Origin of the sequence: Idiomarina sp. ST10R2A5 (assembly GCF_051842325.1) — a bacterium.
GTDB lineage: Bacteria > Pseudomonadota > Gammaproteobacteria > Enterobacterales > Alteromonadaceae > Idiomarina > Idiomarina abyssalis.
On sequence record NZ_JBNIEX010000001.1, the window covers coordinates 458,712 to 485,156 of the forward strand.

Below are 26,445 nucleotides of genomic sequence, written 5' to 3' on the forward strand. Positions count from 1 at the left end.
CTCCGCATTGTTGATAAAAGTGTGAAAGGGTGAGCCTGACAATCAGACTACTTGTAAACCACGATCACTTCTTGTTGGGTGCCAAGACCATAATCATCTGGCGCCCTTCGGCACGTCTTGGGAACGACTCAACAATTGAGATTTCTTCTAAATCGTTTTTAACGCGATTCAGCAATTCAATGCCCAACTCTTGGTGTGCCATTTCCCGGCCACGGAAACGGATAGTGACTTTGGTTTTGTCACCTCCCTCGAGGAAACGACGCAGGTTGCGCAGTTTTACCTGGTAGTCGCCCTCATCAGTACCAGGTCGGAACTTAACTTCCTTAACCTGAATCTGTTTCTGTTTTTTCTTCTGCTCTTTCTGTTCTTTACTCTTTTCAAAGAGGAACTTGCCGTAATCCATCAATCGGCAGACGGGTGGTTCTGCGTTAGGGCTCATCTCCACCAAATCAACACCAGCTTCTGCTGCTGCATCAAGAGCCTCGTTAATACTGACGACACCAGCTTGTTCACCATCGGTTCCGATTAAGCGAACTTCATCAACGCCTGTAATTTGTTCGTTGATACGGTTTTTATCTGCAGCTTTCTGAGTTCTTTTTCCGCCTTTAATGGTTTATTCCTCCAAACAATTAATCAATTTTGCGAGTACGGACTTCGTCCTCTACACGAGTAATGAAGTCTTCTAACGGGAATTTGCCCAAGTCTTCACCACCACGTGTACGTACCGCAACCTCACCAGCTTCGACTTCTTTATCGCCGACAACCAGTAAATAGGGAACACGTTTTAATGTGTGTTCACGGATTTTAAAGCCTATCTTCTCATTTCTCAAGTCGGCTGATGCACGAATTCCCTTTTCGTTCAGGGTTTTGACAACTTTTCGCACATAATCGCTTTGATTATCCGTGATATTCATTAACACAACTTGCGTTGGCGACAACCACAACGGGAAGTGCCCTGCGTACTCTTCAATGAGAATACCCATGAAACGTTCAAGTGAGCCCAAAATAGCGCGGTGAATCATAACTGGCGTGTGTCGCTCGTTATCTTCGCCCACGTAAGTCGCGCCTAAACGTCCTGGCAACGCAAAATCAAGCTGTATTGTACCACATTGCCAAGCTCTGCCCAGACAATCGAACAAAGTAAATTCTATTTTCGGGCCATAAAAGGCACCTTCACCCGGTAAATAAGAAAAATCAATGTCATTATTTTTCAAAGCCTGAGCTAGTGCAGTCTCTGAGCGGTCCCATGTCGCATCATCACCTAAGCGCTTTTCAGGGCGGGTTGAAAGCTTCACATCAATGTTCTCGAAACCAAAGGTTTTGTAGGTTTCGTACACCATCCTGATACAACCCGCGACCTCTTCCTGAATCTGCTCTTCGGTACAAAAAATGTGTGCATCATCTTGTGTGAAACCACGAACACGCATCAGACCATGCAAAGCACCTGAAGGTTCATTACGGTGACAACTGCCAAATTCCGCCATACGTAACGGTAAGTCGCGGTAAGACTTTAAGCCTTGATTAAAAATTTGAACATGGCCCGGGCAGTTCATCGGCTTTACTGCGTATTCCCGGTTTTCCGATGAAGTGGTGAACATCAGCTCAGAGAACTTTTCCCAGTGGCCCGATTTTTCCCACAACACCCGGTCCATCATCATTGGACCTTTCACTTCCTGATATTCGTACTCGCGCATTTTTTCGCGAATGTAGGTTTCTAACTCACGGAAAATAGTCCAGCCATTGTGATGCCAAAACACCATACCCGGAGCTTCTTCCTGCCAATGGAATAAATCCTGAGCTTTAGCAATTTTACGGTGATCGCGCTTTTCTGCTTCTTCCAAACGCTGCAAATAGGCTTTTAACTGCTTCTTATCTGCCCAGGCCGTACCGTATATACGCTGCAGCATTTTGTTGTCAGAGTCACCACGCCAGTATGCGCCGGCCATTTTCATAATTTTAAAATGTTGGCAAAATTTCATGTTTGGCACATGAGGGCCACGACACATGTCGACGTATTCTTCGTGATGATAAAGCCCCGGGTTGGCATCGGTTGGGATGTCTTCGTCCAGGATCTCTATTTTATAAGGTTCATGGCGTTCTACGAAAGTTTCACGGGCTTCTTTCCAACTGACCTTTTTCTTAATAACGGCATATTCCGTTTTAGCCAGCTCTTTCATCCGCTTTTCAAGCTTTTCCAGGTCTTCCTGAGTGAAAGTGTGATCAACGTCGATGTCGTAGTAAAAGCCATTATCGATGACCGGACCAATAGCCATTTTCGCATCTGGCCACAGCTGTTTTACCGCGTGCCCCATTAAATGAGCACAAGAGTGACGAATAATGTGTACGCCGTCGTCATCTTTTGGTGTCACAATTTCAATGCGAGCGTCGTGCTCGATGACTTCACAGGCATCAACCAGCTCACCGTCAATACGGCCAGCGACCGTTGCTTTAGCAAGGCCAGCGCCAATATCGGCAGCCACTTCCATAATGCTTACGGGTTTATCGAATTCGCGTTGACTTCCGTCAGGGAGAGTAATTACAGGCATGAAACTTCCTTTCCAACCAGTGGTGACACCTACCAAGTGCCACGTGCTCTATTTTTGGTTTTAACTGTTCTATAGAAAAAACCTACGAAATTTTTTGCGTTCGGTACCATCGAACGCGAGACGCTACTATAATCGACCGCTTACATTTGAGCAACCGCCGAGCCTGTTTTGACATCAGACATTGCCGGAGAATTGACCGGGCAACTTGCCGCTTTATTGGCCGCCAGTTTTTGGGCTGTCGCCACGCTGCTGTATCACCGCGCCGGTAGTCATTTCTCGCCCTTACAAATGAATTTGGTTAAAGGCGTCATTGCAACTCCCCTGCTTTTGATTGTGAGCCTGTTACTAGGTAACTCGCTGGAACTCAATTCCGGCCTTTGGTTACTTGCCCTAAGCGGCATTATAGGTATTACCATTGGCGACAGTTGTTATTTTGCCGCTCTGCGCCGTTTAGGCCCCTGGCACGCTATGTTACTGGAGTACCTGGCACCGCCACTGGCTGCATTCATGGCCTGGTTATTCTTGAATGACGGTCTATCCACCATTGAAATTACCGGTGCAGTCATAACCTTAAGCGGCGTTCTGTGGGTCGTTACAGAAAAAGCCCCTGACAAACAACCTGCGCTTTCGTTATCCGGTATCTTTTTCGGTTGCGGCGCGGCGCTCTGTCAGGCCACCGGGTTAGTCATGGCTTTTGCGGTACTAATGCAGTCGAATGTTAACGCTATTGATGCGGCATTTGTGCGTCTTGCCGCAGGGTCTTTGTTGCTTGCCATAATTGTCGGGCTTTCAAAGCGAGGCGCGTACAACGCAATCATAAAACAAGTTCGCTCTATCAATCCGTTGCCACTGCTCGGCGCCATTGTATTCGGTACATTTCTGGCTATTTGGCTACAGCAAATTTCAATCGCCAATATCAACCCGGGCCTTACCCAAACCTTGCTATCTACCGCACCACTCTTTTTAATACCGATATCTTTACTGAAAAAACAACGAATTACCCCACGTTCTATAGCCGGAGCCCTAATCTCATTGGGCGGAATCAGTATTTTATTTCTATAGTAAGACGTAGAACCTTATTTCGTTGAGGATGCGAGGATAAACACTGACATCCCGGCAAAGGAGTTACCAATGAACGAAGAAAACTTACAAAGTGTGTCGGTGAAATGCCCGCACTGTGGTCACAATACTTTTTTGGATATTGACGCATCGGAGGGAAATCAGGACTATCAGGAAGAGTGTTCCGCCTGCGGTGACCTCATTCATGTTCAGTTACAGGTTGATGAAGTTAACCAACAGGCGCGCGTTAAAGTAGACGGCAACGACGAACAGTTTTACTGACGTTTAGCCAGCACCCGCTCAACGGTTTCAACAATAGTGATGGTTTGCTGATCAAGTTCAATGTTCAAACTGTCACCCACCTGCGTTGATTCTAAGTTGGTTAAGCGCAACGTTTCAGGAATTAAGTGCAGACTAAAGTAATTTGCGTCTACCTGACCTACCGTCAAACTCGCTCCATTAACTGCAATAAACCCTTTGGCAAACAAATACGGCGTGTATTGCTCCGGGAGTTCTATCCACATAGCGACATTATTGCCGGACGTATCAATTTTAGCCACTTTGCCCTGACAATGAATATGACCGGAAACCGCGTGCCCGCCAATTTCATCGCCTACTTTAAGCGACCGCTCCAGGTTCACCGTATCCCCCTCGCTTAACAACCCCAGGTTCGTTAATCGCAAAGTTTCATCAATAACGTCAAAGTGCACCTGGGTATCATTAAACTCAACCACAGTTAAACAGCAACCATTTATCGCAATACTTGCACCAATGGCCAAATTTTGTAGAAATTGAGGTTCAGTTTTAATGACCAAGTGTCGAAAAGATCCTTGGTCAGAGACTGAAAATATCGTAGCTTGGGTTTGGACAATACCGGTAAACATCGATAAAACCTTGTTGCAAGGAATAAAATAATGAAGCGAAGTGTACTGATTTTCAGGCCTTTTGGCTATGTGTTAGTGGTCTTAGGATTATCTGCCTGCTCAGATGATCCCGGACTAACAGAGTACGCCGATAAGCTGAATAACCAAGTTCACAGTACACTCAACCTGCCTGCTCAAACGATACAGGCACCTAAGCCTCAACTGCAGTACCCTGCTAAACGCGATTTAACGCATAATATTGAGCGAACCAGCATGGGGTTACTGGACAGTCTGCAGCTTAATCATTGCCAGTTAGGCCAGTTGATTGCCGAAAACAACAGCTCGCTGGGCAGGCTAAAAAATGGATTCAGCCGCTACCATGCTGACCTGACAATGATTCAGGCACTCAATGAATGCATTGAACACCCTGATTCAACCGGCGTTAAAGACAAATTAAAAGAAGCTCTGGCGCATAAAGAGTCACAGCTTAAGAACAGCCTGGCGAACGCCTTTGCCCGCGACGACGGGCTCAGAAAAGCTCTGTCAGTAGGCAATAATTCGTTACCCAAAATACACGTTACCGAATACAACTACGCGGTAAATGCACTGGAACGTTTCACCCGCATACTGGAACGCTGGAGCTACACAAAAAAAGCGGATGACCCGGCAGAACTCATAAAAATGCTTGGCCGTTTAGAGCGTAGTAATTACCTTCCCGACCTTTACCGCACTATGCTGGACTACTCCTATAAATTGGAGAAAATGACCGAACTTCTGCCTGAAATTCCGCAATCGGTTTACTGCCAAAATGACCAAGTACCCGATAAAGCTCTGGAGCTGAAAAAAGCTTTTAACGCCATTTATATTGAAGAAATGCAAGGCGACATAGCGGAAATTATCGAACAGCATCAGCGTTTACTGATGACTCTTGAAAGTCTCGAAGGCATAGCACCTCAGCCCGAGTTAAAGACCTACATTGCAGAGTTGGGTACGCTCAGTAAAAAGCTCACCGATGCATCAGTGCATTTTGTTCGCCCGTGGCAGAGGTTTTACAGTGCCTGTGACTTTACGCCGGGCCTGGATTAAACGTAGCTGACTCAATTTACTGGCGCCGACTTTACGCTTACAGATGCCATATTTTAGTCAGACTGGGGTGTGGCTTACCTTGCTCTTTTTCATGAATTTCATTGATAACGTAGCGTAAACCAAGAAATACCCAGAGCCAGAAAGCCGCAAACAGTGTACCAACCATAATAACGATGACCGATGAACGCATCAAAATATCCACATGCAGAATATTAAACCCAAGCTGCGCGATGATACCCGCTATTCCGGCAAGAAAAAGAAGCCCGGCAAACGCCCGTATTACTCGTAAAAAATTTAACATGAAACCTCCTGAGTCTTTGCCGATTTCCCCCCTATCCCCTTTTATTGAAGCCGAAAAAGAAAATTTGAGCAAATTCAACGGGACTTAAGCGCAACACCTCTGGCTCTGTATTGAATAGAATTTCGACAAACAAATGGGTTTCATAAAAAATCACTTGCACCTGTTAGCGCAAATCACTAATATACCGCCCGTCTTAACGACACTTCTAAAATGTGCGTCCGTAGCTCAGTTGGTTAGAGCGCTGCCTTGACATGGCAGAGGTCGGTAGTTCGAGTCTACTCGGACGCACCATTTGAAAATCTCTCTCAAGTCTTCTAAATTCAATACTTTCAGCACGTTAAACTTTTCACATAGAAGTTGACTCATGCATGACTAATTCGGGCATCATACTGGTAGCGTCAGCGGCGCTTTTCTGGGGTTTGTCGGGCGGAATTGCCGGTATTCTCATCAACAATGACTGGGATGCCCTGTTAATCTCTTTCTACCGCGGCGCAATTGGATTAGTATTTGTGCTTATTTGGCTGGCACTGAGTCCTCGATACAGCGGTCTGGCCAATAGTCGGTTATGGCTATGGGCCGTCATTGCAGGGCTGGGTGTAGCCGGTAACTTCGGTTTTTACTTCTTTAGTATTTCCGAAAGCAACGTTGCGGTTGCTGCAACCCTTATGTATTGCGCGCCAATATTTGTTTACCTCATTTCTTTTGCGCTCAAGCTGGAAAGCCCAACGCTCGTAAAATGGGCAGCAATTGCGTTAGTTATGGTGGGTGTTGTGCTGCTGACCCGTGTTTATCAAATGGAAGGGAACAGTATTACCCTGCTGGGTGTGGCAACGGGGTTACTCTCAGGACTGTCCTTGGCTCTTTTTATCTTCGGCTTTAAATACGCCACTCAGCACGGCAGCCCGCAGGCCATTCTTAGCATTGCTTTTTTAACCCTTGTTGTGGTGCTGGGTGTTCTGATAGATCCGGCAGAAGCAGCTCAGGTGCCAGGTTCGGTCGACTGGCCCCTATTTGCCATTATTGGGGTGCTTGGCGGCGGTGCATCCTTTATTTTGTATCTTATTGGCTTACGAAGAACACCACCGGCCTTAGCCTCTATTGTGGCCACAATAGAGCCCGTCACGGCTTCGCTTTTCGGCGTAATTGTTTTAGGTGAAATACTGGCTTACTCACAAGTATTAGGCATGCTGCTTATTCTTGTCACTGTCACTGCTTTGGGTGTTTATTCCGGTAAAGAGTCTTCTGATTAAACGGATTATCGCACTACCTTTTGTCCAAAGCCTGTTACAATACGCCAAGAAACTTAAACCGAAAGTAGCCTCTTAATGCCTGACCAGACTCCAGCAAAAACAGCCGAAATTACTCAATTTAATCAGCTAGACTTAGCGCCAGCCTTAATCTCCAGACTGAATGAAATTGGTTATGAACAAATGACGCCAGTTCAGTCATTAAGCTTGCCAGTTATTCTGGATAATGCGGATGCGGTTGTACGAGCCAATACCGGTTCAGGAAAAACAACGGCTTTTGCGCTGGCTCTGCTGTCCAAGTTGAATACTAAAAGCTTTGCCCCACAGGCGTTAGTGCTTTGTCCTACACGCGAATTAGCTCATCAAGTTGCCGAAGAAGTTCGTAACTTAGCTAAATCTATGACGAACATAAAAGTATTAACCTTATGTGGTGGAGAGCCAAGCCGCATCCAGACAAGCTCTCTTGAGCATGGCGCTCATGTACTGGTTGGAACTCCCGGACGTGTACTTGACCACCTTGAGCAACGAAATGTTGATTTGTCCGCGCTGAACACCTTTGTTCTGGACGAGGCTGACCGTATGCTCGAGATGGGGTTTCAGGAGAGCCTGAGCGCTATTGTTAAGCATATTCCTAAAGCGCGACAAACCCTGTTATTTAGTGCGACTTATCCAAAGAATATCGCGGCTTTGGCTGAGCAGGTAACAACCAAAGCGACCAATATTAATGCGATTCAGGAAGCAGCAAGACCCAGAATTAAACAACACTTTTATGCAATGAACAACGAAGACAGCGCACAACTGGTTATGAGCGTGTTAACGGAGCAGCAGCCAGAAAACTGTCTTGTTTTTTGCAACACAAAGAACGAAGTTAAGGACATACTCAGTACGCTGCAGGCAAATAAATTCAGCGTGTTAGCTTTGCATGGAGAGCTTGAACAAAAAGACCGTGATCAGGCAATTATACAATTCAGTAACGGCAGTGTGCGGGTACTTGTAGCAACCGATGTCGCCTCTCGCGGGTTAGATATTGCTGAGCTCGACTTGGTTGTTAATGTTCATATGGCTCACGATTTAGATACCCATACCCACCGTATAGGCCGTACCGGCCGTGCCGGAAAAGAAGGTATGGCTATAACCTTAGTTTCCGCACAGGACGACTATAAAATGCGACTGCTGGAAGAGACTTTCGCCGAGCCCATTCAGATACAATCTGCACCAAACTTACCTGGCATTAAACCTCTGAAAGCGACTATGACAACGCTGCAAATAAGTGGCGGAAAGAAAGATAAGTTAAGACCAGGTGACATTGTCGGAGCACTAACCAGAGACGATGTTCTGAGTGCAGACGATATTGGAAAAATAAAGCTGGAAAGTACGTTTGGTTTTGTTGCCGTACATTCTCGTTTGGCAAAACACGCATTAGGTCTTATTAGTAACAATAAGATAAAGGGTAAGAAGTTTCGCGCAAAACTGCTTTAAATAATTCAGAGAATAAATAAAAAAACGGTGGCGTTTTACCGCCACCGTTTTCACTTCTACTTTCCTGAGCTCAGATTTTATTTCAGATCAAAACGATCTAACTGCATGACTTTCGTCCATGCCTGAACAAAGTCACCAACAAACTTCTGGTCTGCATCACTCATTGCATAAACTTCTGCAACAGCACGCAATTCAGAGTTCGAACCAAAAATCAGGTCAACCGGCGTTGCTGTATATTTCTGCTCTCCGGTTTTACGGTCGTAACCTTCGTAGATAGCTTCATTGTCCGATGACTGCTTCCATTCGTTATCCATGCTTAGCAGGTTAACGAAAAAGTCATTACTTAATGTACCCGGCTTGTCAGTAAACACACCATGGTCACTGCCATCATAGTTAGCATCTAAAGTACGCAAACCACCGACTAATACAGTCATTTCCGGTACGGTTAAGGTTAACTGGTCAGCTTTATCGACCATGTGCTGAGCTGGCGGCACTCGGTTACCTTCAGCATAATAGTTGCGGAAGGCATCGGCTTTAGGTTCAAGGAAAGAAAACGAATTAACGTCGGTCATTTCCTGAGACGCGTCTGTGCGGCCCGGCTCAAACGGAACGGTCACATCATAGCCAGCGTCTTTCGCTGCTTTTTCAATAGCCGCTGCACCACCAAGAACAATAACATCAGCTAACGACACTTGCTTGTCGCCTGATAGCTCATCATTAAAGTCTTCCTGAACACCCTTCAATGTATTTAGCGCTTTCTTAAGTTCAGTTGGGTTATTCGCTTCCCAGCTCACCTGAGGCTCTAATGCAATACGAGCGCCATTAGCACCACCACGCATGTCAGTACCGCGGAAGCTTGATGCCGATGCCCAGGCTGTACGTACTAACTGAGGGACAGAAAGACCAGAGTCCAGAATTACCGCTTTAAGCTGCTCAATTTCACCATCGTTAATCAGCTCAAAGTCCACTTCAGGGATAGGATCTTGCCATAGAAGATCTTCCTGCGGAGCCATATCGCCAAGATAACGCTGCTTAGGACCCATATCACGGTGTGTCAGCTTGAACCAGGCTTTAGCAAAGGCCAATTCAAACTCTTTAGGGTCTTCGTGGAAGCGCTTAGCGATTTTACGATACTCAGGGTCCTCTTTTAATGAGAGGTCTGTCGTAAACATAATAGGCGCATGGCGTTTACCTTCAACGTGCGCGTCCGGCACCAGTGCTGACGCCTGACCGTCAACAGGGATCCACTGAATAGCGCCTGCAGGACTCTTTGTCTGTTCCCACTCAAAACCAAACAAGTTATCCAGGTACTGAGTTGTCCATGCGGTTGGATTCACTGACCACGCACCTTCTAAACCACTGGTGATGGTGTCTTCAGCATTGCCCTTGCCACATTTGTTTTTCCAGCCCAGCCCCTGCTCTTCAACGCCTGCGGCGGCAGGTTCTGCACCTAAGCAGTCTTCTGGCTTGTGTGCGCCGTGCGCCTTACCAAAGGTGTGTCCGCCGGCAATTAAGGCGACCGTTTCTTCGTCGTTCATTGCCATACGGCCAAAGGTGTCGCGTATATCTTTTGCTGCCAATAACGGGTCAGGCTTACCGTTTGGTCCTTCAGGGTTAACGTAAATTAAGCCCATCTGAACAGCTGCCAGAGGGTTTTCAAGTTCACGATCCCCTGAGTAACGTTCGCCACCGCCTAGCCATTCTTTTTCAGGCCCCCAGTAAACAATGTCGGGTTCCCATGCATCTTCGCGTCCACCGGCAAAACCGAAGGTTTCAAACCCCATAGATTCAAGTGCAACGTTACCGGTTAACACCATTAAATCAGCCCAGGAAATATTCTTTCCATACTTCTGCTTAACCGGCCACAATAGGCGGCGCGCTTTATCCAGACTGACATTATCCGGCCAGCTGTTCAAAGGTTCAAAACGTTGCTGAGCGCCTGCGGCACCACCACGGCCGTCCTGAACCCGATAAGTTCCGGCTCCGTGCCAGGCCATACGAATAAAGAAAGGACCATAATGCCCATAATCGGCCGGCCACCAGTCCTGATCCGATGTCATTAATTCTTCAATGTCTTTTTTGACTTGCTCTAGATCAAGCTGACTGAAAGCCTCAGCGTAATCAAAATCATCGCCATAAGGGTCTGACTCCGGGCTGTGTTGACGTAGAGGCTCTAAATTGAGCTTATTTGGCCACCAAAACTCGTTCGACTTAGGCTCATGAGAGTTCATCTCGTAAGATGGGTTTTCCTGGGCATTGGCAACACCCGATCCCACGGAAAGCGATATCGCAATCGTTACAGTAGAAAGTAAAGGTACTGTTTTATTAAACATGATTAATTACCCTTTTTGTTAGACACAGTAAGTGCGCTATTAATATAGACTAAACGCGGTGTTTTTGGGGGCTCAGATAGATTCGAAAAATAGATTGAGCTAATCGGATAGTCAGCTTTAACGACAAGAATGATTTGAAAAGTGTTAAGAAAGGTTAAAGATTAAGGTAAAAACGAAGAACCGCATATATACCTATTACAGAGTCATTTGTTAATACGGTGTGGGTTTTCATCATGATTAAATACAAACAAAACTACTTAACACTCTGCTTGTGTACTGCCTTAACGTCTTTTGCCTTTTCCGCGCAAATATCTGCAACTCCCCTTCAGCAGGAAGAAAATGAAACAGACGAAGAGTCTATGGAAAAAATTACCGTTATTGGTAGCAATATCAGCGGCGCTCAGGCAGCCGGAAGGCTTCCTGTTACTACCCTGAATGCGGACGACATAACCAATACAGGCGCGGTAACCGGAGACGAACTGCTCCGCTCTATTCCCCAAATTGGCGACATTAGCTTTAATAATGAACGGGCAATTGGTGGTGTTAACGACGCCCGTGGCGATGTCGCCTCAATTAACTTAAGAGGTATAGGGACCGGTAATACATTAACCTTACTGAACGGCCGTCGACTGGTTCTTCATCCGGGCACCCAGACTGAAAATTTCGTGCCCGTCACTACCGTCAACTCAAATACCCTACCGGTTTCTGGTTTAAGACGGCTGGAAGTGCTTCGGGACGGTGCTTCCGCTCTTTACGGGACTGACGCTGTAGCCGGTGTCGTAAATTATGTTTTGAAAAAAGATACCACTCAAAGCCAGTTAAAACTCAATGCGGGAAATGCCGCTGGTACCTCAATGCAGCAATACTTGGTCAGTGGTTCTACCGGGCTGTTCTTTAACGATGATAAAAGCCATTTAAGTCTCTCTTTCGCTTACTACACCCGCGACGAGATAGGCGCTAACGAACGTTCCTACTCAGCCAGCGAAGACCGTCGCTTTAATGACAGAATACCGGACGAGTTTATAGGCGACACACAACTGGATAACCGCTCATTGTCCAGCCCCTGGGCCATTTTTGACGGTGAAAACATCGGCCGCTTTCATATACGCCCGGAATCTATGGGTGAATGCTTCCAGAGCTTATCCGACGGTGTATGTGCCGCCGAAGGTTCTATCCCAAGAGACATGCGCTATGACTCGGCTCTTGAGGATCAGAGCATGACCTCTGCAATTGATCGAGCGAATTTGTTTGCTTATTTTACCCACAAACTTTCACCGGGTCTGGAGTTTTTCGGCGAAGCTTTATATTACGAAGCCATCTCGAAGCGTCGGCGAGAACAAAACGCTAACTTAACCGCACAGCGTTTTACCATAAGTGAAGACGCTGCATACAACCCTTTTGGCGAAACCGTCACTCTGCGTAACATCCGCCCAATGGATGTTGGCCCCAGAAGGATTGAAGTCGAAGACTCTAGTTACCGCGTGCTGGGAGGGTTAAAGGGTTACTCAAATCAATGGGAGTGGGAATCAGCCTTGCTTTATTCCCGGGCTGACACTCTGGATACCGGATACAACAGAATTCGGGTTAGTGCACTGCAACAAGCGATTAACTCAACCAATATCGACGAAGCTTATAACCCTTTTATTGGTGGAGATCCAAATAATTTAAATAGCGGAACCTCAGTCTATAATTCACCGGAGGTGATAGCCGGACTGACCGAAGACATTACTCGTGACAGCTCTACCGAACTTGCTCTTTGGGACTTTAAACTGTCCAATCCCGCATTGGCAAACTGGTATGCCGGAGATATAGGCATTGCCGCCGGTGTTGAGTATCGTTACGAATCTTACGCTGATGATCGTCACCCCCTACTTGATGGTTCTAATCCATTTTACGATCAAATTACCGGCGAACTAATGACAAACTCGGACGTACTGGGTAGCAGCTCAACGCCCGATGCTGAAGGAAGTCGCAATGTTTTTTCGGCCTACGCCGAACTCTTAGTCCCCTTGCATCAAACCTTCGATATGCAGTTAGCATTTCGTTATGAAAAGTTTTCTGATGTAGGCAGCGTCACCAAGCCAAAAATTGCGCTTAGCTGGTTGCCTGCTGAATGGCTGCAGCTGCGTGCGTCCTATTCCGGTGGTTTCCGCGCGCCTAACCTGCCTCAGGTAGTTGAGGAAAGCGTCTCCCGCACCAATACCAGAACCGATCCGGTAATCGACGATCGCTATGGGATAACTGAAGTTCGGGGCGGTAATAGTGAGCTTACTCCTGAAGACGATGAGATTTATAACTTTGGTATTGCGGTTACACCTTTTGAAAATTTCCTTATTACGATAGACCGCTGGACGATTGAGCAAGAAGGCGTTGTTGGAATTTTAAATAGCCAGACTCATCTACTTTACGATTCCCTGTTACGCTCACAAGGCGAATCTAACCCTGCAGTTATACGCAACGACGACTTAGAAGTGGTTTACGTCAATAACCAATACGATAACTTAGAGGTTCGTGAAATTTCAGGGACAGATATAAGTATGAGCTACGAAGTAAATACGGAAGCACTTGGACGGTTTAACCTGTCTGTAAATGCCGCTCATTTGCGTAAATTTATGCAAACACCTGACCCAATAAGTGCCATTGTTTTAGAGGCACAAGAAAACGGTAACCCTGCGGTGCCTATTGACATACCGGTGGTTGGCGCCGGTGACTTAAGACAGATAAACGGTAACCCCAAATGGCGTTCCTTTGCTCAGCTTAACTGGGATTTAGGGAACTGGGGCGCAGGCATTCGGGTCAACTATATTGATGACTTTTATGAAACAAGCGTAACAACATCTTCAGGTGAAATGATGCCAATTGATAGCTGGACAACAATGGATATCTACCTTGATTACCACTTTACTCAGAAGTCTCTTGATGGCTTAAGCCTGCGGCTAGGCGCACGTAACCTTGCAAATAAAAAGCCCCCAATTGCAGATGAAAGCTTTGGTTACTTTTCCGATGTTCACTCGAACCGTGGGCGCTATACATACGCAACCTTATCATGGGCATTTTAGGAGAATAGATGCTTTCACTGGCCAGTGTCGCGTTATTTAGTCAGTTATCGCTTCAACAACCTGAGGAAGTAGACAGAGAGCCGAAGGACTGCTCTTTTGAGAAAGTCGATTTTACAACCAACTTCGCTGTCGGCCGTCTGCATCATTGTGAAAAAACCGATGAAAACCACTACAGTCTGTACCTTGAGCCAGAAAGAGAGAAAATTAATCCTAGTCCTTGGTATGCCTTTGCCGTCGAGAACCTGACTGAAGAGAGTCAAACCATTGATATCACACTGGTCGCCAGTGAAGGGGTATCTCGTTATAAGCCTAAACGCAGCGCAGGAGACGATATGTGGCATCCCATCCCCTTCTCGGAAGGTGATGGCTGGCTTCAGTTTGAGCTGACGCTATCGGCGCAAACAAAAGAGCTTATCGCCGGGCAGGAGATCATCGATAACGTCCATTACATTGAGTGGCTTAGTAGCTTAATTAAAGAGCCGCAACAATCGGAAGTTATTTCTCTGGGGGTTTCTAGTGAAGGCCGCAACTTAGCGGCCTTAGAACACAAAGTGAAATCCAGCGACAAGTGGATAATACTTATTGGCCGTCAACACCCGCCAGAGGTAACTGGAGCACTTGCCCTGCTCCATTTTGGTGAGCTTTTATTCAGCGACGAAGCTTACGTGGTTAAGTTTCGTCAAAAGTACAATATATTACTGGTTCCTAACATGAACCCGGACGGCGTCTATCATGGCAACTGGCGGTTAACCGCAGCTGGCATCGATATGAACCGCGACTGGAAAAACCAAACGCTTCCGGAAACCCAGGCCTTAACCAACTACCTTGAAAAGCTCGTAGAAAACGGTGGTCAAATAGAGTTTGCGATAGACTTTCACTCCACTCACCGTAATGTCTTTTACACTATGCCTAAAGACTATGAGTCACCAAGTGGTGTCCCTTTAAGAAACCCACAACGAGTTTATGACTGGATTGAAGAGATAGCCGAAATGGTCGATTCAGTGGAACTCGAATATCGACCGGGTGACCATCCTGAAAGCGGTGTTTTTAAACAATTTATAGCTGATGAATTCGCCGCTCACGCCGTCACCTATGAAGTCAGTGACAGCGAAGACCGAAATAACATTAAAAGAGTTGCGGAAGCCGCTCTCATTTCCCTGGTGAACCGCCTAGATTAAAGGTTTCGTAAAGTTCATTGCTGCCTGTCGTTGGTGTCGCTATTTTTTAACGCAGGGTAGCCATTTGGTTATCTCTGCTTAGCGACTCTCAACAAAGGAAGTATTATGAAGAAAACATTAATTGCAATTGCATTGATTGGAACTTCAACTAGCGCATTAGCGGATTCTCCTAACTGGAATAAGCTTCAGGCTTCGTACATTGACACCGATATCGAAACGCCCATTGACGAAGATATCTCAATGGACGGATATGCCGTATCGGGGTCACTATCGCTGAATGAGTCCATTTTTATCTTGGCTAACTTCGACTCTGTTGGCGATGAATCGGAATTCGGCGATGTCGACTTAGACTCGCTTAACGCCGGCATCGGGTTCAATCATGGCATCACAGAGTCCACCGATATTTTCGCAACCGTCACCTACGAAAAGCTTGAACTTGTAGGCTCTGTTGACGACATCGGCTCTGAGTCATTTGATGAATCTGGATACGGTGCAGGATTAGGTGTTCGCTCAATGATCACAGACTTTTTTGAGTTGTCAGTAAAAGCTGATTACCTGGACATTGATGATGAAAATGCCATTCGTTACGATGCTTCAGCATTCTTTCATTTGACTGAAAACCTGTCTCTTGGGGTTGGCTACAAACTTTACGATCTCGATGAAATTGATCAGGACATTGATACTGTCGCAGCAACAGTCCGGTACAGTTTTTAATACTACGATGATTCCCCTAAACGCTGACGTGCGCCTCGGTATAGCGCACGTCAGTATCCTTCCTAATTAAATTTAATTCTCTAATCTATTATTTTTACAGCAAAAAACCGATCTAACTTTGAGAAATCTGCGTAGCTCTCTATACTCTAGTAATGAATTTAGAATAAACGTTTAAATTCAAGGCGGTAAAATGCCTACTTCTATAAAGGGGAGAGCTAATGTCCAAAAAAGAAGAAGAAGTGCTCCGCGGAGATAAAGATCTCGAGCGTGAGCGTAAAGCTAACGACCCAATGATTCCTGATGGTGAAGTCAATCCAATCAATACCGATTATCAAGTAGGACAAGACAACGTTGTGATGAAATTCGGGCCTTTTGGTCTAGATTTTCATAATCGCGTATTTGCCATTTCAGGACTGGCAATTGTTGCCTTTGTCTTCATAACCTTAATGTTTCAAAATCAGGCTGAACCTGTATTTACAAGCACCAAAGACTGGCTGACAGCCAATCTCGATTGGTTCTTTATTGGAGCGGCCAATATATTTGTAATCCTGTGTTTGTTTCTAATTTTTTCCCCGCTCGGTAATGTCCGTCTGGGGGGTACCGAGGCCAGCCCCGATTTTTCTTATTTAGGCTGGTTTTCTATGTTATTTGCCGCCGGTATGGGCATCGGACTCATGTTCTATGGGGTTTCCGAACCAATAACCCACTTCAGTACCGCCCTGGCTGGTACTGAAACAAATGCCGACGGTATACGCACCGACTGGGCACCTCTTGCTGGTGCCGGTGGCGATGAAGCCGCGGCAATGAAGCTGGGCATGGCTGCTACGATTTTCCACTGGGCACTGCACCCATGGGCAATCTATGCGGTACTAGCGCTAGGGCTCGCTTTATTCTCTTTCAACAAAGGGTTACCGCTTACTATTCGCTCAATTTTCTACCCTATTTTGGGTGAGCGGGTATGGGGCTGGCCAGGTCATATCATCGATATTGTAGCCATACTGGCAACCTTGTTTGGCTTAGCAACGTCACTTGGCTTGGGTGCTTCCCAGGCAGCGTCCGGCTTTAATTTCTTGTTTGGCTGGAGTGAGGGAACCACAACACAGGTTCTGCTAGTTATCGGTATTACCGCTGTCGCACTAGTATCCGTGCTTGCAGGACTAGAGTCTGGCGTTCAGCGTTTATCGCAAATCAACATGACATTAGCCGCGATTTTAATGTTGTTCGTCATTATTGTTGGTCCGACGGTCGCGATTCTGACTGGCTTTGTCGATAACCTCTATAACTACGTTGTAAACTTACCGGCCTTGTCCAATCCAGTTGGTCGTGAAGACTTAAACTTTTCTCAAGGCTGGACGTCTTTCTACTGGGCCTGGTGGATAGCATGGTCACCATTCGTGGGGATGTTCATTGCCCGTGTTTCACGGGGGCGTACTGTACGTGAATTCTTGATCTCAGTGCTGCTAATACCGTCTATAGCCTGTGTTTTTTGGATGAGTGTATTTGGTACCGCAGCTATTGAACAGTTTTTAGCTGGGGCCGAGAAAGTCGCGGAGGTTGATTTATCATTACAGCTGTTTGTGATGTTAGATGGCTTACCATGGACAGGCATTACCTCATTCGTGGGGATTATCCTTGTTATGGTTTTCTTCATTACCTCCTCTGATTCCGGTTCACTGGTTATCGATACCATCAGTGCCGGCGGTAAAGTCGAAGCGCCAGTACCTCAGCGTATCTTCTGGTGTACCTTTGAAGGGTTAGTCGCAATTGCCCTGATACTGGGCGGTGGTTTAGTTGCACTACAAGCCATGGCCGTTTCAGCGGGCTTACCTTTCACTCTTGTTCTGCTGGCCGCGTGTGTCGCAGTCATTCAGGGCTTGCGCTCTGAACCAAGAGTTGGTAAAACCACAAAATAACCTACCACGAGCGACACCTCTGGGTGTCGCTCACTTTCTAAGGTGCTTATATGGAAGCTGAGCACGTCGAAATACTGAACTTCTTACGCAAATATTCTCCATTTAATGAGTTACCGGAAGAAGAGCTTCAATTAGCCGCTAAGAACACGTCAGTAGCATACTTCAAAGCAAAGACTCAGATATTAGAGTTTAATCAGCATATCGACTCTCTGCATGTCGTCAGAAGTGGGTCTATTGAGACCTACCACAAAGACGGTTCGCTGTTTAACCGGCTGGACGAAGGTGGTTTTTTCGGTGAAGCAGGTTTACTTCGTAAAGGCCGTGTCCGCTTTCCGGTCAGAACCATTGAAGACACATTACTTTACTACATTCCGGGCGAGCTCTTTAATCGCTTTTATGACGAATACGACTCTTTTGCCGACGCGGTGGAGGTTGAAGAACAACGCCGTGTTAGCCATGCGGTAAAAGAACACGAAAACCGCAACCGCACATTATCAGCCCGCGTCGAAACGTTAATTACACGCGAGCCTGTGGCCATCGACAAAAACGCATCAATACGTGAAGCCGCTGGTTTAATGACCGATGAGAAAGTATCGTCATTGCTTATTTACGACGGCGAAAAACAAGACAAACCTGTTGGCATAATCACCGACAAAGACTTGCGTAAACGTGTACTCGCCGTAGACAGAGATGCTTCCAGTCCGGTCTCTGACATCATGTCTGAAAATTTGATTTTCATTCAGCATAACAACCGCGTTTTTGAAGCGTTTTTAACCATGCTACGTACCAACCTGCACCACTTACCGGTATTACGCCAGCAGAAAGTGGTCGGCGTTATTGCTTTGTCTGACGTCGCACGACATGAATCGCAAAGTAGCTTATATGTTGTTTCCAGCATTTTTAAGCAAACCAGCATTGAAGAGCTCTCGCAGCTGGTGCCTGACGTGCATAGAAGCTTTGTGCGTATGGTGGAAGAAGACGCCAACTCACGCATTATTGGCTCGGCCATGGCTACTATTGGACGCAGCTTCAAACAGCGCCTATTAGAGTTAGCCGAAGAAAAATACGGACCGCCGCCGGTTCCCTACTGCTTTCTGGCGCTGGGTTCCATGGCTCGCGACGAACAAACCGTTGTGACGGATCAGGACAACGCCATGGTGCTGGATGACAGTTTTGATCCCAAACTACACGATGAATATTTTCTTAATATCGCGCAGTTTGTTTCCGATGGCCTGAATGCCTGCGGTTACACCTACTGCACTGGCGATATTATGGCAACAAACCCAAACTGGCGGCAGCCTCTTTCTAAATGGAAGCATTACTTTACCGACTGGATAGATAACCCATCGCCCGAAAAGTTACTGCAGTCCTCCATATTTTTTGATCTGGACGGTGTGGGTGGTGAAACCCGTTTCGCTAAAGAGCTGAATCAGCTTATTCGCAAAAAAGCACCGAAGAACAAACGATTCCTTGGCTCTATGGCTCGTAATGCATTGAATCGAACACCGCCGTTAGGCTTTTTTAAAGACTTTGTGATGGAAAAAGACGGCAAGCATCGTGACAGTATTAATACTAAGCGCCGTGGCACCGGTCCGGTTGCTGACTTGATTCGGGTACATGCTCTGGCCATTGGTGCGCAACGGCAGAATTCCTTTGCGCGGTTAGAGGAAATAATTGAGGCCAACGTTCTGCCGAAAGGTCGCGGCCCTGATTTACGCGACGCGCTTGAACTCATTTCTATGGTGCGAATTCGTCACCAGGCTTTAGCATTAGAAGCCGGAGATCCCCCCGATAACAATGTCGCACCGGAAGACTTATCAGATTTTGAGCGTAAAAACTTAAAGGACGCTTTTCAAATTCTTAGCAACGCGCAGAAATACCTGCGTTATAAGTATTCCGGGGCCTGATAATGTTGTATCTGCCGCCGGATGCTGAGAATAAACAACAGAAAAGCACCATTGACTGGCCAAAACGTTTTCAGGAGCTGGCCAAAACAGCCAAATACCCTGCCCTGAAAAAATACTATGAGGCGGGTATAGCTAGCAGCAGCTCTCCTATTAGCCATGTCCCTATGGTCGCAGTCGACTTTGAAACCACCGGGATGAACCCCGATAAGCACGGCATTATTAGCATTGCTGTTATACCCATGACGCTTGACCGAATCCACATGAGTCAGGCAAAACAATGGATTGTTAAGCCCCGAAGGCTACTAACCAATGAGTCAATTACCATTCACGGTATAACACACAGTGCCATTGAAAGAGCTCCCGACTTTTCCGAAATTATCGACCCGTTATTAGAAGCCGTAGCCGGAAAAGTTTGGGTGGTGCATTACAACGGCATAGAGCGCCCGTTTCTACAAGGTGCCTTTAAAGAGCGCCTAAAAGAAAGCATTCATTTTCCACTGATAGACACCATGGAAATTGAAGCGCGCTTTCATCGCCAGAAACGCAGTTTATGGGACAAGTTAACTGGTAAAGAGCGGGTGTCTATTCGTTTAAGTGATAGCAGAGATCGCTATAACCTGCCCTTCTATGCACCGCACGACGCTATGACTGACGCTCTTGCCTGCGGTGAGCTCCTGCAAGCACAAGTTGCTCACCACTTTTCAGCTGAAAAGCCTATTGGAGATATTTGGTTGCCTTAACTTCCAAACAGGAAGCTGTAATCTCTGTTACTAATGTTTGAGTCATAAGTTTACGTAAAAGTACTGGCATGTGCCTTTAATTCATGGCAGGTTTTAATGACTCATATAATTAAAATTAAACATTATCTAATGGTCTAAAAATGAAAAATATTCTTTTTCTTACGTCAATTGCCGTCGCAAGCTTTGCACCCTTTATCAGTTCTGCCCAGGTAGTAAAGCCTGCTCCACGCGTTAGTACTCAAGCTCAGGCTGAGTTTTTTGCGGCAATTAACGAGCACTGTGGCAACTCATACGCTGGCGAAGTAACGGTTGATACCCCTGCAAGTGAGGGCTTTGAAGGCCCGTTGATTATGCATGTGCGCAAGTGCGGTGATACTAAAATTGAAATCCCGTTTCACGTTGGGGACAACCATTCGCGCACCTGGATCTTAACGCAAACAGGGTCTGGTATTAGTCTTAAACATGATCATCGCAAGCAAGATGGCAACTATGATCCTTTAACCATGTACGGTGGTCATACTGTTGATAAGGGTCACTCGACAGCTCAATCTTTCCCTGCTGATGCTTACTCAAAAGAACTATTTATTGAACTGGGAGTGCCGCAGTCGAATACCAACATTTGGCAAATGTATATCCACGATGACACATTTACCTATCGTTTAATTCGCGAAGGCAGAGAGTTTCGGGTTGATTTTGACTTAACAGAAACCGTTGATACGCCACCAACACCCTGGGGCTATGCTGATTAATCTGAGTTTCTATCGCTCCAATGAGTATTTTCATTGTCGCGCTCTTCTTTTTCCATGAGCACTAAAGTGAGATAAATCTTAGTAGGCAGCGATAAAATAACGCCAATGGCGTTCATCGCTGCCCCTAAAATATACCCACGAAAGCCAATGTCATCATTGCCGAAGGTAACAACCAACACCACGTGACCTAATAATATTAGGCTGATGCCGGTGATCATAGCGGCTTTGAGCAGTTTGGCCTGCGTGGCGTCCTTCATTTACAGTACGTCACCAGGAATGCGAACCTTTCCTTCCATTAAGACCCGCGCGCTGCGGCTCATAATGGCTTTAATAGCAGTCCATTGGCCATTCACTTGTTTACATTCAGCACCGACTTGCAAGGTACCCGACGGGTGACCAAAGTTCACCATAGTACGGTCTTTGCCACCTGCAGCTAAGTTTACGGTAGTACCAGGAATTGCGGCGGCAGTGCCAATAGCAACAGCAGCGGTTCCCATCATGGCGTGATGCAATTTTCCCATCGACATCGCCCTTACCAGCAAGTCAACGTCATCGGCTTTAATGACCTTACCACTGGATGCCGTATAGTCTTTCGGCGCTGCGACAAAAGCCACTTTTGGGGTGTGCTGACGGTTAGCCGCTTCTGCAACATTACCAATTAGCCCCATTTTTACCGCGCCATAGGCACGAATGGTTTCAAAGCGTTCCAGAGCTTCCGGACTGCCGTTAATGACTTCCTGCAACTCAGTGCCGTCGTATCCAATTTCTTCTGCATTAAGAAAAATGGTCGGAATACCAGCGTTGATCATCGTTGCTTTTAATGTGCCAATGCCAGGAACCTCTAGATCATCAATAAGGTTACCGGTCGGAAACATTGACTCACCATCCGCTGATGGATCCATAAACTCCACCGGCACTTCAGCCGCCGGAAAGGTGACACCGTCCAGAATAAAGTCACCGGTTTCCTGCACTTCACCATTGACCATAGGCACTTTATTGACAATGGTTTTACCAATATTGGCCTGCCAGATACGAACTTCGCACACACCATTTTCAGGTATACGCTCTGCGTCAACTAAACCATTAGCAATAGCAAAAGGCCCTACGGCTGACGATAAATTGCCGCAGTTACCGCTCCAGTCAACAAAAGGCTTATCAATAGATACCTGACCAAACAGGTAGTCTACGTCATGGTCTGGTTGCTCGCTTTTAGAGACTATAACCGTTTTGCTGGTGCTGGAGGTAGCACCACCCATGCCGTCCGTATGCTTAGCATAAGGATCCGGACTGCCGATTACGCGCATCAATATAGCGTCACGCACAGCGCCCGGCTGTTGAGCCGGCTCGGGTAAGTCCTGCAGACGAAAGAAAACCCCTTTTGAGGTCCCGCCACGCATATAGGTGGCGGGAATTTTAATTTGTGGTTTATGCATCGTTTTAGAACCCCTTAGCTTGCTTCTGCTTCTAAAAAGTCCTGAGCAAAACGTTGTAATACACCACCGGCTTCATAAATTGATACTTCTTCTTTGGTGTCTAAGCGGCACTGTACCGGCACTTCTTCACTGTCACCATTGGCACGATGAATGACTAAAGTCAGTCTCGCACCAGCTTCCGGCGTACCTTTCACATCAAAGGTTTCAGTACCATCAATATTCAGCGTTTTACGGGTTGTGCCTTCTTCAAACTGCAACGGCAATACACCCATACCAATTAAGTTGGTACGGTGAATGCGCTCAAAGCCTTCGGCAACAATGACTTCAACACCGGCTAAGCGCACACCTTTTGCAGCCCAGTCGCGTGACGAGCCCTGACCATAATCAGCACCAGCCACAATAATAAGCGGCTGTTTGTTCTCCATATAGTGTTCAATAGCTTCCCACATGCGCACGGTTTTACCTTCAGGTTCAATTCGTGCCAGCGAGCCCTGAATGACTTTACCGTCTTCGCCTTTCACCATTTCATTAAACAGTTTCGGGTTAGCAAAGGTCGCGCGCTGCGCTGTTAAATGGTCGCCACGATGCGTTGCGTAAGAGTTAAAGTCCTCCTCCGGCACACCCATTTTCGCCAAATATTCACCGGCGGCACTGTCAGCCATAATAGCGTTTGACGGTGACAAGTGGTCAGTGGTGATATTGTCGCCCAGCACCGCTAACGGACGCATACCTTTCATGGTGCGCTCTGCAGCTAATGCGCCTTCCCAATATGGCGGACGGCGAATATAGGTAGTTTGCGGGCGCCAGTCGTACAACGGGTTGTTCTTCTCACCGTAGTCAACTGACAGATCAAACATCGGGTCATAAACCTTACGGAATTGCTCAGGTTTAACGCTCTGTTTCACAATGGCATCAATCTCTTCATCGCTTGGCCAGATATCTTTCAGCGTTACCGGATTACCGTCCGGGTCAATGCCCAATACGTCTTTCTCAATATCAAAGCGAATAGTACCCGCTATGGCGTAAGCTACGACCAATGGCGGGGAAGCCAGGAACGCCTGCTTAGCATACGGGTGGATACGCCCGTCAAAGTTACGGTTACCAGACAATACCGCCGTAGAGAATAAATCACGGTCAATAATTTCCTGCTGTATTTTAGGATCCAACGAACCACTCATGCCGTTACAGGTGGTACAGGCAAAGGCGACTACGCCAAAACCTAAATCTTCCAGTTCAGGCAACAGTTCCGCTTCTTCCAGATACATTTTGACCGTCTTAGACCCTGGAGCCAGCGATGATTTTACCCATGGCTTACGGGTTAAGCCCAGCTTGTTCGCGTTACGAGCAATTAGGCCGGCAGCAATCATGTTGCGTGGGTTACTGGTATTGGTACAGCTGGTAATGGCTGCGATAATCACCGCGCCGTCAGGCATTTTGCCTTCTTCCGGGTTCTCAATGTGTTTCGCAACACCACGCTCAGATAGCTCCGATGCAGGTAACAGCGAATGCGGGTTCGAAGGCCCGGCCAGGTTACGCTTCACTTTGGATAAATCGAATTTAAGTACCCGACCATACTCCGCAGACTTTAAGCTGTCCGCCCACAACCCGGTTTCTTTGGCAAAGTGCTCAACCAATTCTACCTGGTCATCGTCACGCCCGGTCAGCTTCAGATAATCAATGGTCTGATCATCAATATAGAACATGGCTGCAGTCGCGCCGTATTCCGGTGTCATATTTGAAATGGTTGCACGGTCGCCTACCGTTAAGGCTTCTGCACCTTCACCATAAAATTCCAGATACGCACCAACAACACGCTCTTTACGCAAAAACTCGGTCATTTCCAACACTAAATCGGTACTGGTAATGCCCGGTTGCAGCTTGCCGCTAAGCTCAACGCCTACAATATCAGGCAAGCGCATGTAAGATGCTCGCCCAAGCATAACGCTTTCCGCTTCCAGACCACCTACGCCCACAGAAATAACACCTAAGGCATCAACCATTGGCGTATGGCTGTCAGTACCCACACAGGTATCAACAAAAGCGACATTGTCGCGAACCTGCACCACCGGAGACATTTTCTCCAAATTTATCTGGTGCATAATGCCGTTGCCAGGAGGAATGACATCAACGTTTTTAAACGCTGTTTTGGTCCAGTTAATAAAGTGAAAACGATCGTCGTTACGACGGTCTTCAATAGCCCGGTTCTTCTCGAAAGCATCTTTATCAAAACCGGCGTGTTCCACGGCTAGTGAATGGTCAACAATCAGCTGAGTTGGAACCACAGGGTTTACTTTGGCAGGGTCACCGCCCTTTTCTGCAATAGCGTCACGCAGGCCGGCTAGATCAACCAGCGCCGTCTGGCCCAGAATGTCATGGCAGACAACGCGAGCCGGAAACCAGGGAAAGTCGTGTTCTTTTTTACGGTAAATCAACTGTTCCAGCGACTGCGTCAGGATATCCTGAGGGCAGCGGCGAACTAAGTTTTCAGCTAGTACACGAGAAGTGTATGGCAGGCGCGCATAAGCGCCGGGTTCAATCGCATCCACAGCAGCTTGAGCATCAAAGTACTCGAGCGTGGTACCAGCGAGTTTTTTACGGTATGAAGTCATGAGTTACCACTTATCGTCATCGTTAAACGAAAAAAGGAGCAGTAGATAACTGCTCCTGTACAAATATCAGTTCCAATCGGATTAGCGCTCTTCTAAAGCTGGAACTTTGCGCGGCTCTGGGCCCGTATAATCAGCACTTGGGCGAATAATACGGTTGTTAGCGCGCTGCTCTTTCACATGAGCGGTCCAGCCGGTCACACGTGACATCACAAAGATTGGTGTGAACAGTTTGGTTGGAATGCCCATGTAGTGATAAGCCGAGGCATGGAAGAAGTCCGCGTTCGGGAACAGTTTCTTCTCGTCCCACATGACTTTTTCACAACGCACTGAAACGTCGTATAAGCGGCTATCACCCACTTCTTCAGACAACTTCTTAGACCAGGCTTTAATCACATCGTTACGCGGGTCAAAGTCACGGTAAATGGCGTGGCCAAAGCCCATGATTTTCTCTTTGCGTTCAAGCATGCCTTTCAGCTTCTGCTCAGCATCATCAGCATCTTTCATGCCTTCAATCAGCTCCATTGCCGCTTCGTTTGCACCGCCATGAAGTGGGCCGCGTAATGAACCAATAGCACCGGTTACACAAGAGTGAATATCTGACAAGGTTGACGCACAAACGCGAGCCGTAAAGGTTGATGCATTAAACTCGTGCTCAGCATACAGAATTAATGAGGTATTCATTACTGCCGCATGCAGCTCTGAAGGTGCTTTGTCGTGCAACAGACGCAGAAAGTGAGCACCAATAGATTCTTCTTCAGAATCAGTATCAATACGAACACCATCGTGAGTAAAGCGGTACCAGTACAGTACAATACCCGGGAAAGTCGCGAGCATGCGTTCAATGTGATCGTCCGCTTCATCAAAGCTTTCTTCTGTTTCCAGGTTGCCCAGCATAGAACAGCCGGTACGCATAACGTCCATTGGGTGCGCTGACTTTGGAATACGCTCAAGTACGTCTTTGACTTCCTGAGGTAAGGTGCGCAGTGACTTCAAACGCTTTTTATAGTCTTCTAACTGCTGTTTATTGGGCAGCTCGCCTTTCGCTAAAAGGTAAGCCACTTCTTCAAAACTGACTTTTTCCGCCAGTTCAGAGATGTCATAACCACGGTAGGTTAAACCTGAGCCGCTTTTACCAACAGTACATAGTGCGGTTTCTCCGGCTGACTGTCCGCGCAAACCTGCGCCGCTTAGTTTCTTCTCTGCCATAATGTTGTTCCCTTCTTAATTTT

Annotated in this window: 21 protein-coding genes and 1 tRNA gene; 13 read left to right on the forward strand and 9 right to left on the reverse strand. The window is 46.8% G+C overall.

Translation table 11 applies throughout. The annotated features are described in order from the left end of the window. Positions 1-64: 64 nt before the first annotated feature. Both infC and thrS read right to left on the reverse strand, forming a co-directional pair. A complete protein-coding gene (gene infC, locus ACP7FG_RS02285) occupies positions 65-610 on the reverse strand; it encodes a translation initiation factor IF-3 (RefSeq protein WP_011234644.1) in 546 nt (181 codons plus the stop codon). 19 nt (positions 611-629) lie between these two features. Next, positions 630-2,546 (reverse strand): threonine--tRNA ligase, encoded by a 1,917-nt coding sequence (gene thrS / locus ACP7FG_RS02290; protein ID WP_439225391.1) that lies wholly within the window; start codon positions 2,544-2,546, stop codon positions 630-632. A gap of 168 nt (positions 2,547-2,714) precedes the next feature. On the opposite strand from thrS, the gene ACP7FG_RS02295 reads away from it, so the two are divergent. Together ACP7FG_RS02295 and ACP7FG_RS02300 are read left to right on the forward strand one after the other, a co-directional pair. Then, positions 2,715-3,608: a DMT family transporter gene (locus ACP7FG_RS02295; protein ID WP_439225392.1), complete on the forward strand. Its 894-nt coding sequence runs from the start codon at positions 2,715-2,717 to the stop codon at positions 3,606-3,608. 69 nt (positions 3,609-3,677) lie between these two features. Then, a complete protein-coding gene (locus tag ACP7FG_RS02300) occupies positions 3,678-3,887 on the forward strand; it encodes a CPXCG motif-containing cysteine-rich protein (RefSeq protein WP_054487553.1) in 210 nt (69 codons plus the stop codon). Here ACP7FG_RS02300 and ACP7FG_RS02305 read toward each other — a convergent pair. Further along, the gene (locus ACP7FG_RS02305; protein ID WP_439225393.1) at positions 3,881-4,489 is read right to left on the reverse strand and encodes a riboflavin synthase subunit alpha; all 609 of its coding nucleotides are present in this window, start codon (positions 4,487-4,489) and stop codon (positions 3,881-3,883) included. The genes ACP7FG_RS02300 and ACP7FG_RS02305 overlap by 7 nt on opposite strands. Positions 4,490-4,519: 30 nt before the next feature. On the opposite strand from ACP7FG_RS02305, the gene ACP7FG_RS02310 reads away from it, so the two are divergent. Further along, positions 4,520-5,554 (forward strand): DUF3080 domain-containing protein, encoded by a 1,035-nt coding sequence (locus ACP7FG_RS02310; protein ID WP_439225394.1) that lies wholly within the window; start codon positions 4,520-4,522, stop codon positions 5,552-5,554. Between the two features lie 37 nt (positions 5,555-5,591). Here the strand turns inward: ACP7FG_RS02310 and ACP7FG_RS02315 are convergent, their stop codons facing one another. Further along, positions 5,592-5,855 carry a hypothetical protein gene (locus tag ACP7FG_RS02315; protein ID WP_054487548.1) on the reverse strand — a complete coding sequence of 88 codons (264 nt, stop codon included), beginning with the start codon at positions 5,853-5,855 and terminating at the stop codon, positions 5,592-5,594. A 214-nt stretch (positions 5,856-6,069) separates the two neighbouring features. On the opposite strand from ACP7FG_RS02315, the gene ACP7FG_RS02320 reads away from it, so the two are divergent. From ACP7FG_RS02320 to dbpA, 3 genes are all read left to right on the forward strand, one after another. Further along, positions 6,070-6,146: transfer RNA gene (locus ACP7FG_RS02320), tRNA-Val, on the forward strand. A 77-nt stretch (positions 6,147-6,223) separates the two neighbouring features. Next, on the forward strand, positions 6,224-7,105 hold the full coding sequence (locus ACP7FG_RS02325; protein WP_439225395.1) for a DMT family transporter: 882 nt from the start codon (positions 6,224-6,226) through the stop codon (positions 7,103-7,105). Positions 7,106-7,180: 75 nt separating this feature from the next. Next, a complete protein-coding gene (gene dbpA / locus ACP7FG_RS02330; protein ID WP_439225396.1) occupies positions 7,181-8,581 on the forward strand; it encodes an ATP-dependent RNA helicase DbpA in 1,401 nt (466 codons plus the stop codon). 77 nt (positions 8,582-8,658) lie between these two features. On the opposite strand, the gene katG is transcribed toward dbpA, so the two are convergent. Further along, positions 8,659-10,914, reverse strand: a complete 2,256-nt coding sequence (gene katG, locus ACP7FG_RS02335) for a catalase/peroxidase HPI (protein WP_439225397.1) — start codon at positions 10,912-10,914, stop codon at positions 8,659-8,661. 233 nt (positions 10,915-11,147) lie between these two features. Between katG and ACP7FG_RS02340 the strand changes: the two genes are divergently transcribed. The 7 genes from ACP7FG_RS02340 (at position 11,148) to ACP7FG_RS02370 (ending at position 21,174) form a co-directional block, all read left to right on the forward strand. After that, positions 11,148-13,973 (forward strand): TonB-dependent receptor domain-containing protein, encoded by a 2,826-nt coding sequence (locus tag ACP7FG_RS02340; protein WP_439225398.1) that lies wholly within the window; start codon positions 11,148-11,150, stop codon positions 13,971-13,973. A gap of 8 nt (positions 13,974-13,981) precedes the next feature. Continuing rightward, complete coding sequence (locus ACP7FG_RS02345) at positions 13,982-15,151, forward strand: M14 family metallopeptidase (protein ID WP_439225399.1); 1,170 nt, start codon at positions 13,982-13,984, stop codon at positions 15,149-15,151. A 105-nt stretch (positions 15,152-15,256) separates the two neighbouring features. Then, positions 15,257-15,865: an outer membrane protein gene (locus ACP7FG_RS02350; RefSeq protein ID WP_439225400.1), complete on the forward strand. Its 609-nt coding sequence runs from the start codon at positions 15,257-15,259 to the stop codon at positions 15,863-15,865. A 218-nt stretch (positions 15,866-16,083) separates the two neighbouring features. Next, positions 16,084-17,778, forward strand: a complete 1,695-nt coding sequence (locus tag ACP7FG_RS02355) for a BCCT family transporter (RefSeq protein ID WP_222236900.1) — start codon at positions 16,084-16,086, stop codon at positions 17,776-17,778. Between the two features lie 50 nt (positions 17,779-17,828). Continuing rightward, a complete protein-coding gene (locus ACP7FG_RS02360) occupies positions 17,829-19,685 on the forward strand; it encodes a DUF294 nucleotidyltransferase-like domain-containing protein (protein ID WP_439225401.1) in 1,857 nt (618 codons plus the stop codon). Between the two features lie 2 nt (positions 19,686-19,687). Beyond that, positions 19,688-20,425 (forward strand): 3'-5' exonuclease, encoded by a 738-nt coding sequence (locus ACP7FG_RS02365; protein ID WP_439225402.1) that lies wholly within the window; start codon positions 19,688-19,690, stop codon positions 20,423-20,425. A gap of 140 nt (positions 20,426-20,565) precedes the next feature. After that, complete coding sequence (locus ACP7FG_RS02370) at positions 20,566-21,174, forward strand: hypothetical protein (RefSeq protein ID WP_224797497.1); 609 nt, start codon at positions 20,566-20,568, stop codon at positions 21,172-21,174. Here the strand turns inward: ACP7FG_RS02370 and ACP7FG_RS02375 are convergent. From ACP7FG_RS02375 to prpC, 4 genes are all read right to left on the reverse strand, one after another. After that, entirely contained in the window at positions 21,171-21,431 is a 261-nt protein-coding gene (locus ACP7FG_RS02375; RefSeq protein WP_222236895.1) for a hypothetical protein, read from the reverse strand. The genes ACP7FG_RS02370 and ACP7FG_RS02375 overlap by 4 nt on opposite strands. Next, positions 21,432-22,607, reverse strand: coding sequence for a 2-methylaconitate cis-trans isomerase PrpF (prpF, locus tag ACP7FG_RS02380; protein ID WP_439225403.1), 1,176 nt, complete (start codon positions 22,605-22,607; stop codon positions 21,432-21,434). 14 nt (positions 22,608-22,621) lie between these two features. Then, a complete protein-coding gene (acnD, locus tag ACP7FG_RS02385) occupies positions 22,622-25,216 on the reverse strand; it encodes a Fe/S-dependent 2-methylisocitrate dehydratase AcnD (RefSeq protein WP_224797499.1) in 2,595 nt (864 codons plus the stop codon). Between the two features lie 81 nt (positions 25,217-25,297). Continuing rightward, a complete protein-coding gene (gene prpC / locus ACP7FG_RS02390) occupies positions 25,298-26,422 on the reverse strand; it encodes a bifunctional 2-methylcitrate synthase/citrate synthase (RefSeq protein WP_054487520.1) in 1,125 nt (374 codons plus the stop codon). Positions 26,423-26,445 lie beyond the last annotated feature (23 nt).

Bases quoted from the DNA above. Each gene is read 5' to 3' on its own strand.
- thrS (WP_439225391.1), bottom strand. From the start codon at position 2,546: ATGCCTGTAATTACTCTCCCTGACGGAAGTCAACGCGAATTCGATAAA.
- ACP7FG_RS02300 (WP_054487553.1), top strand. From the start codon at position 3,678: ATGAACGAAGAAAACTTACAAAGTGTGTCGGTGAAATGCCCGCACTGT.
- ACP7FG_RS02305 (WP_439225393.1), bottom strand. From the start codon at position 4,489: ATGTTTACCGGTATTGTCCAAACCCAAGCTACGATATTTTCAGTCTCT.
- ACP7FG_RS02310 (WP_439225394.1), top strand. From the start codon at position 4,520: ATGAAGCGAAGTGTACTGATTTTCAGGCCTTTTGGCTATGTGTTAGTG.
- ACP7FG_RS02315 (WP_054487548.1), bottom strand. From the start codon at position 5,855: ATGTTAAATTTTTTACGAGTAATACGGGCGTTTGCCGGGCTTCTTTTT.
- ACP7FG_RS02325 (WP_439225395.1), top strand. From the start codon at position 6,224: ATGACTAATTCGGGCATCATACTGGTAGCGTCAGCGGCGCTTTTCTGG.
- dbpA (WP_439225396.1), top strand. From the start codon at position 7,181: ATGCCTGACCAGACTCCAGCAAAAACAGCCGAAATTACTCAATTTAAT.
- katG (WP_439225397.1), bottom strand. From the start codon at position 10,914: ATGTTTAATAAAACAGTACCTTTACTTTCTACTGTAACGATTGCGATA.
- ACP7FG_RS02340 (WP_439225398.1), top strand. From the start codon at position 11,148: ATGATTAAATACAAACAAAACTACTTAACACTCTGCTTGTGTACTGCC.
- ACP7FG_RS02345 (WP_439225399.1), top strand. From the start codon at position 13,982: ATGCTTTCACTGGCCAGTGTCGCGTTATTTAGTCAGTTATCGCTTCAA.
- ACP7FG_RS02350 (WP_439225400.1), top strand. From the start codon at position 15,257: ATGAAGAAAACATTAATTGCAATTGCATTGATTGGAACTTCAACTAGC.
- ACP7FG_RS02355 (WP_222236900.1), top strand. From the start codon at position 16,084: ATGTCCAAAAAAGAAGAAGAAGTGCTCCGCGGAGATAAAGATCTCGAG.
- ACP7FG_RS02360 (WP_439225401.1), top strand. From the start codon at position 17,829: ATGGAAGCTGAGCACGTCGAAATACTGAACTTCTTACGCAAATATTCT.
- ACP7FG_RS02365 (WP_439225402.1), top strand. From the start codon at position 19,688: ATGTTGTATCTGCCGCCGGATGCTGAGAATAAACAACAGAAAAGCACC.
- ACP7FG_RS02370 (WP_224797497.1), top strand. From the start codon at position 20,566: ATGAAAAATATTCTTTTTCTTACGTCAATTGCCGTCGCAAGCTTTGCA.
- ACP7FG_RS02375 (WP_222236895.1), bottom strand. From the start codon at position 21,431: ATGAAGGACGCCACGCAGGCCAAACTGCTCAAAGCCGCTATGATCACC.
- prpF (WP_439225403.1), bottom strand. From the start codon at position 22,607: ATGCATAAACCACAAATTAAAATTCCCGCCACCTATATGCGTGGCGGG.
- acnD (WP_224797499.1), bottom strand. From the start codon at position 25,216: ATGACTTCATACCGTAAAAAACTCGCTGGTACCACGCTCGAGTACTTT.
- prpC (WP_054487520.1), bottom strand. From the start codon at position 26,422: ATGGCAGAGAAGAAACTAAGCGGCGCAGGTTTGCGCGGACAGTCAGCC.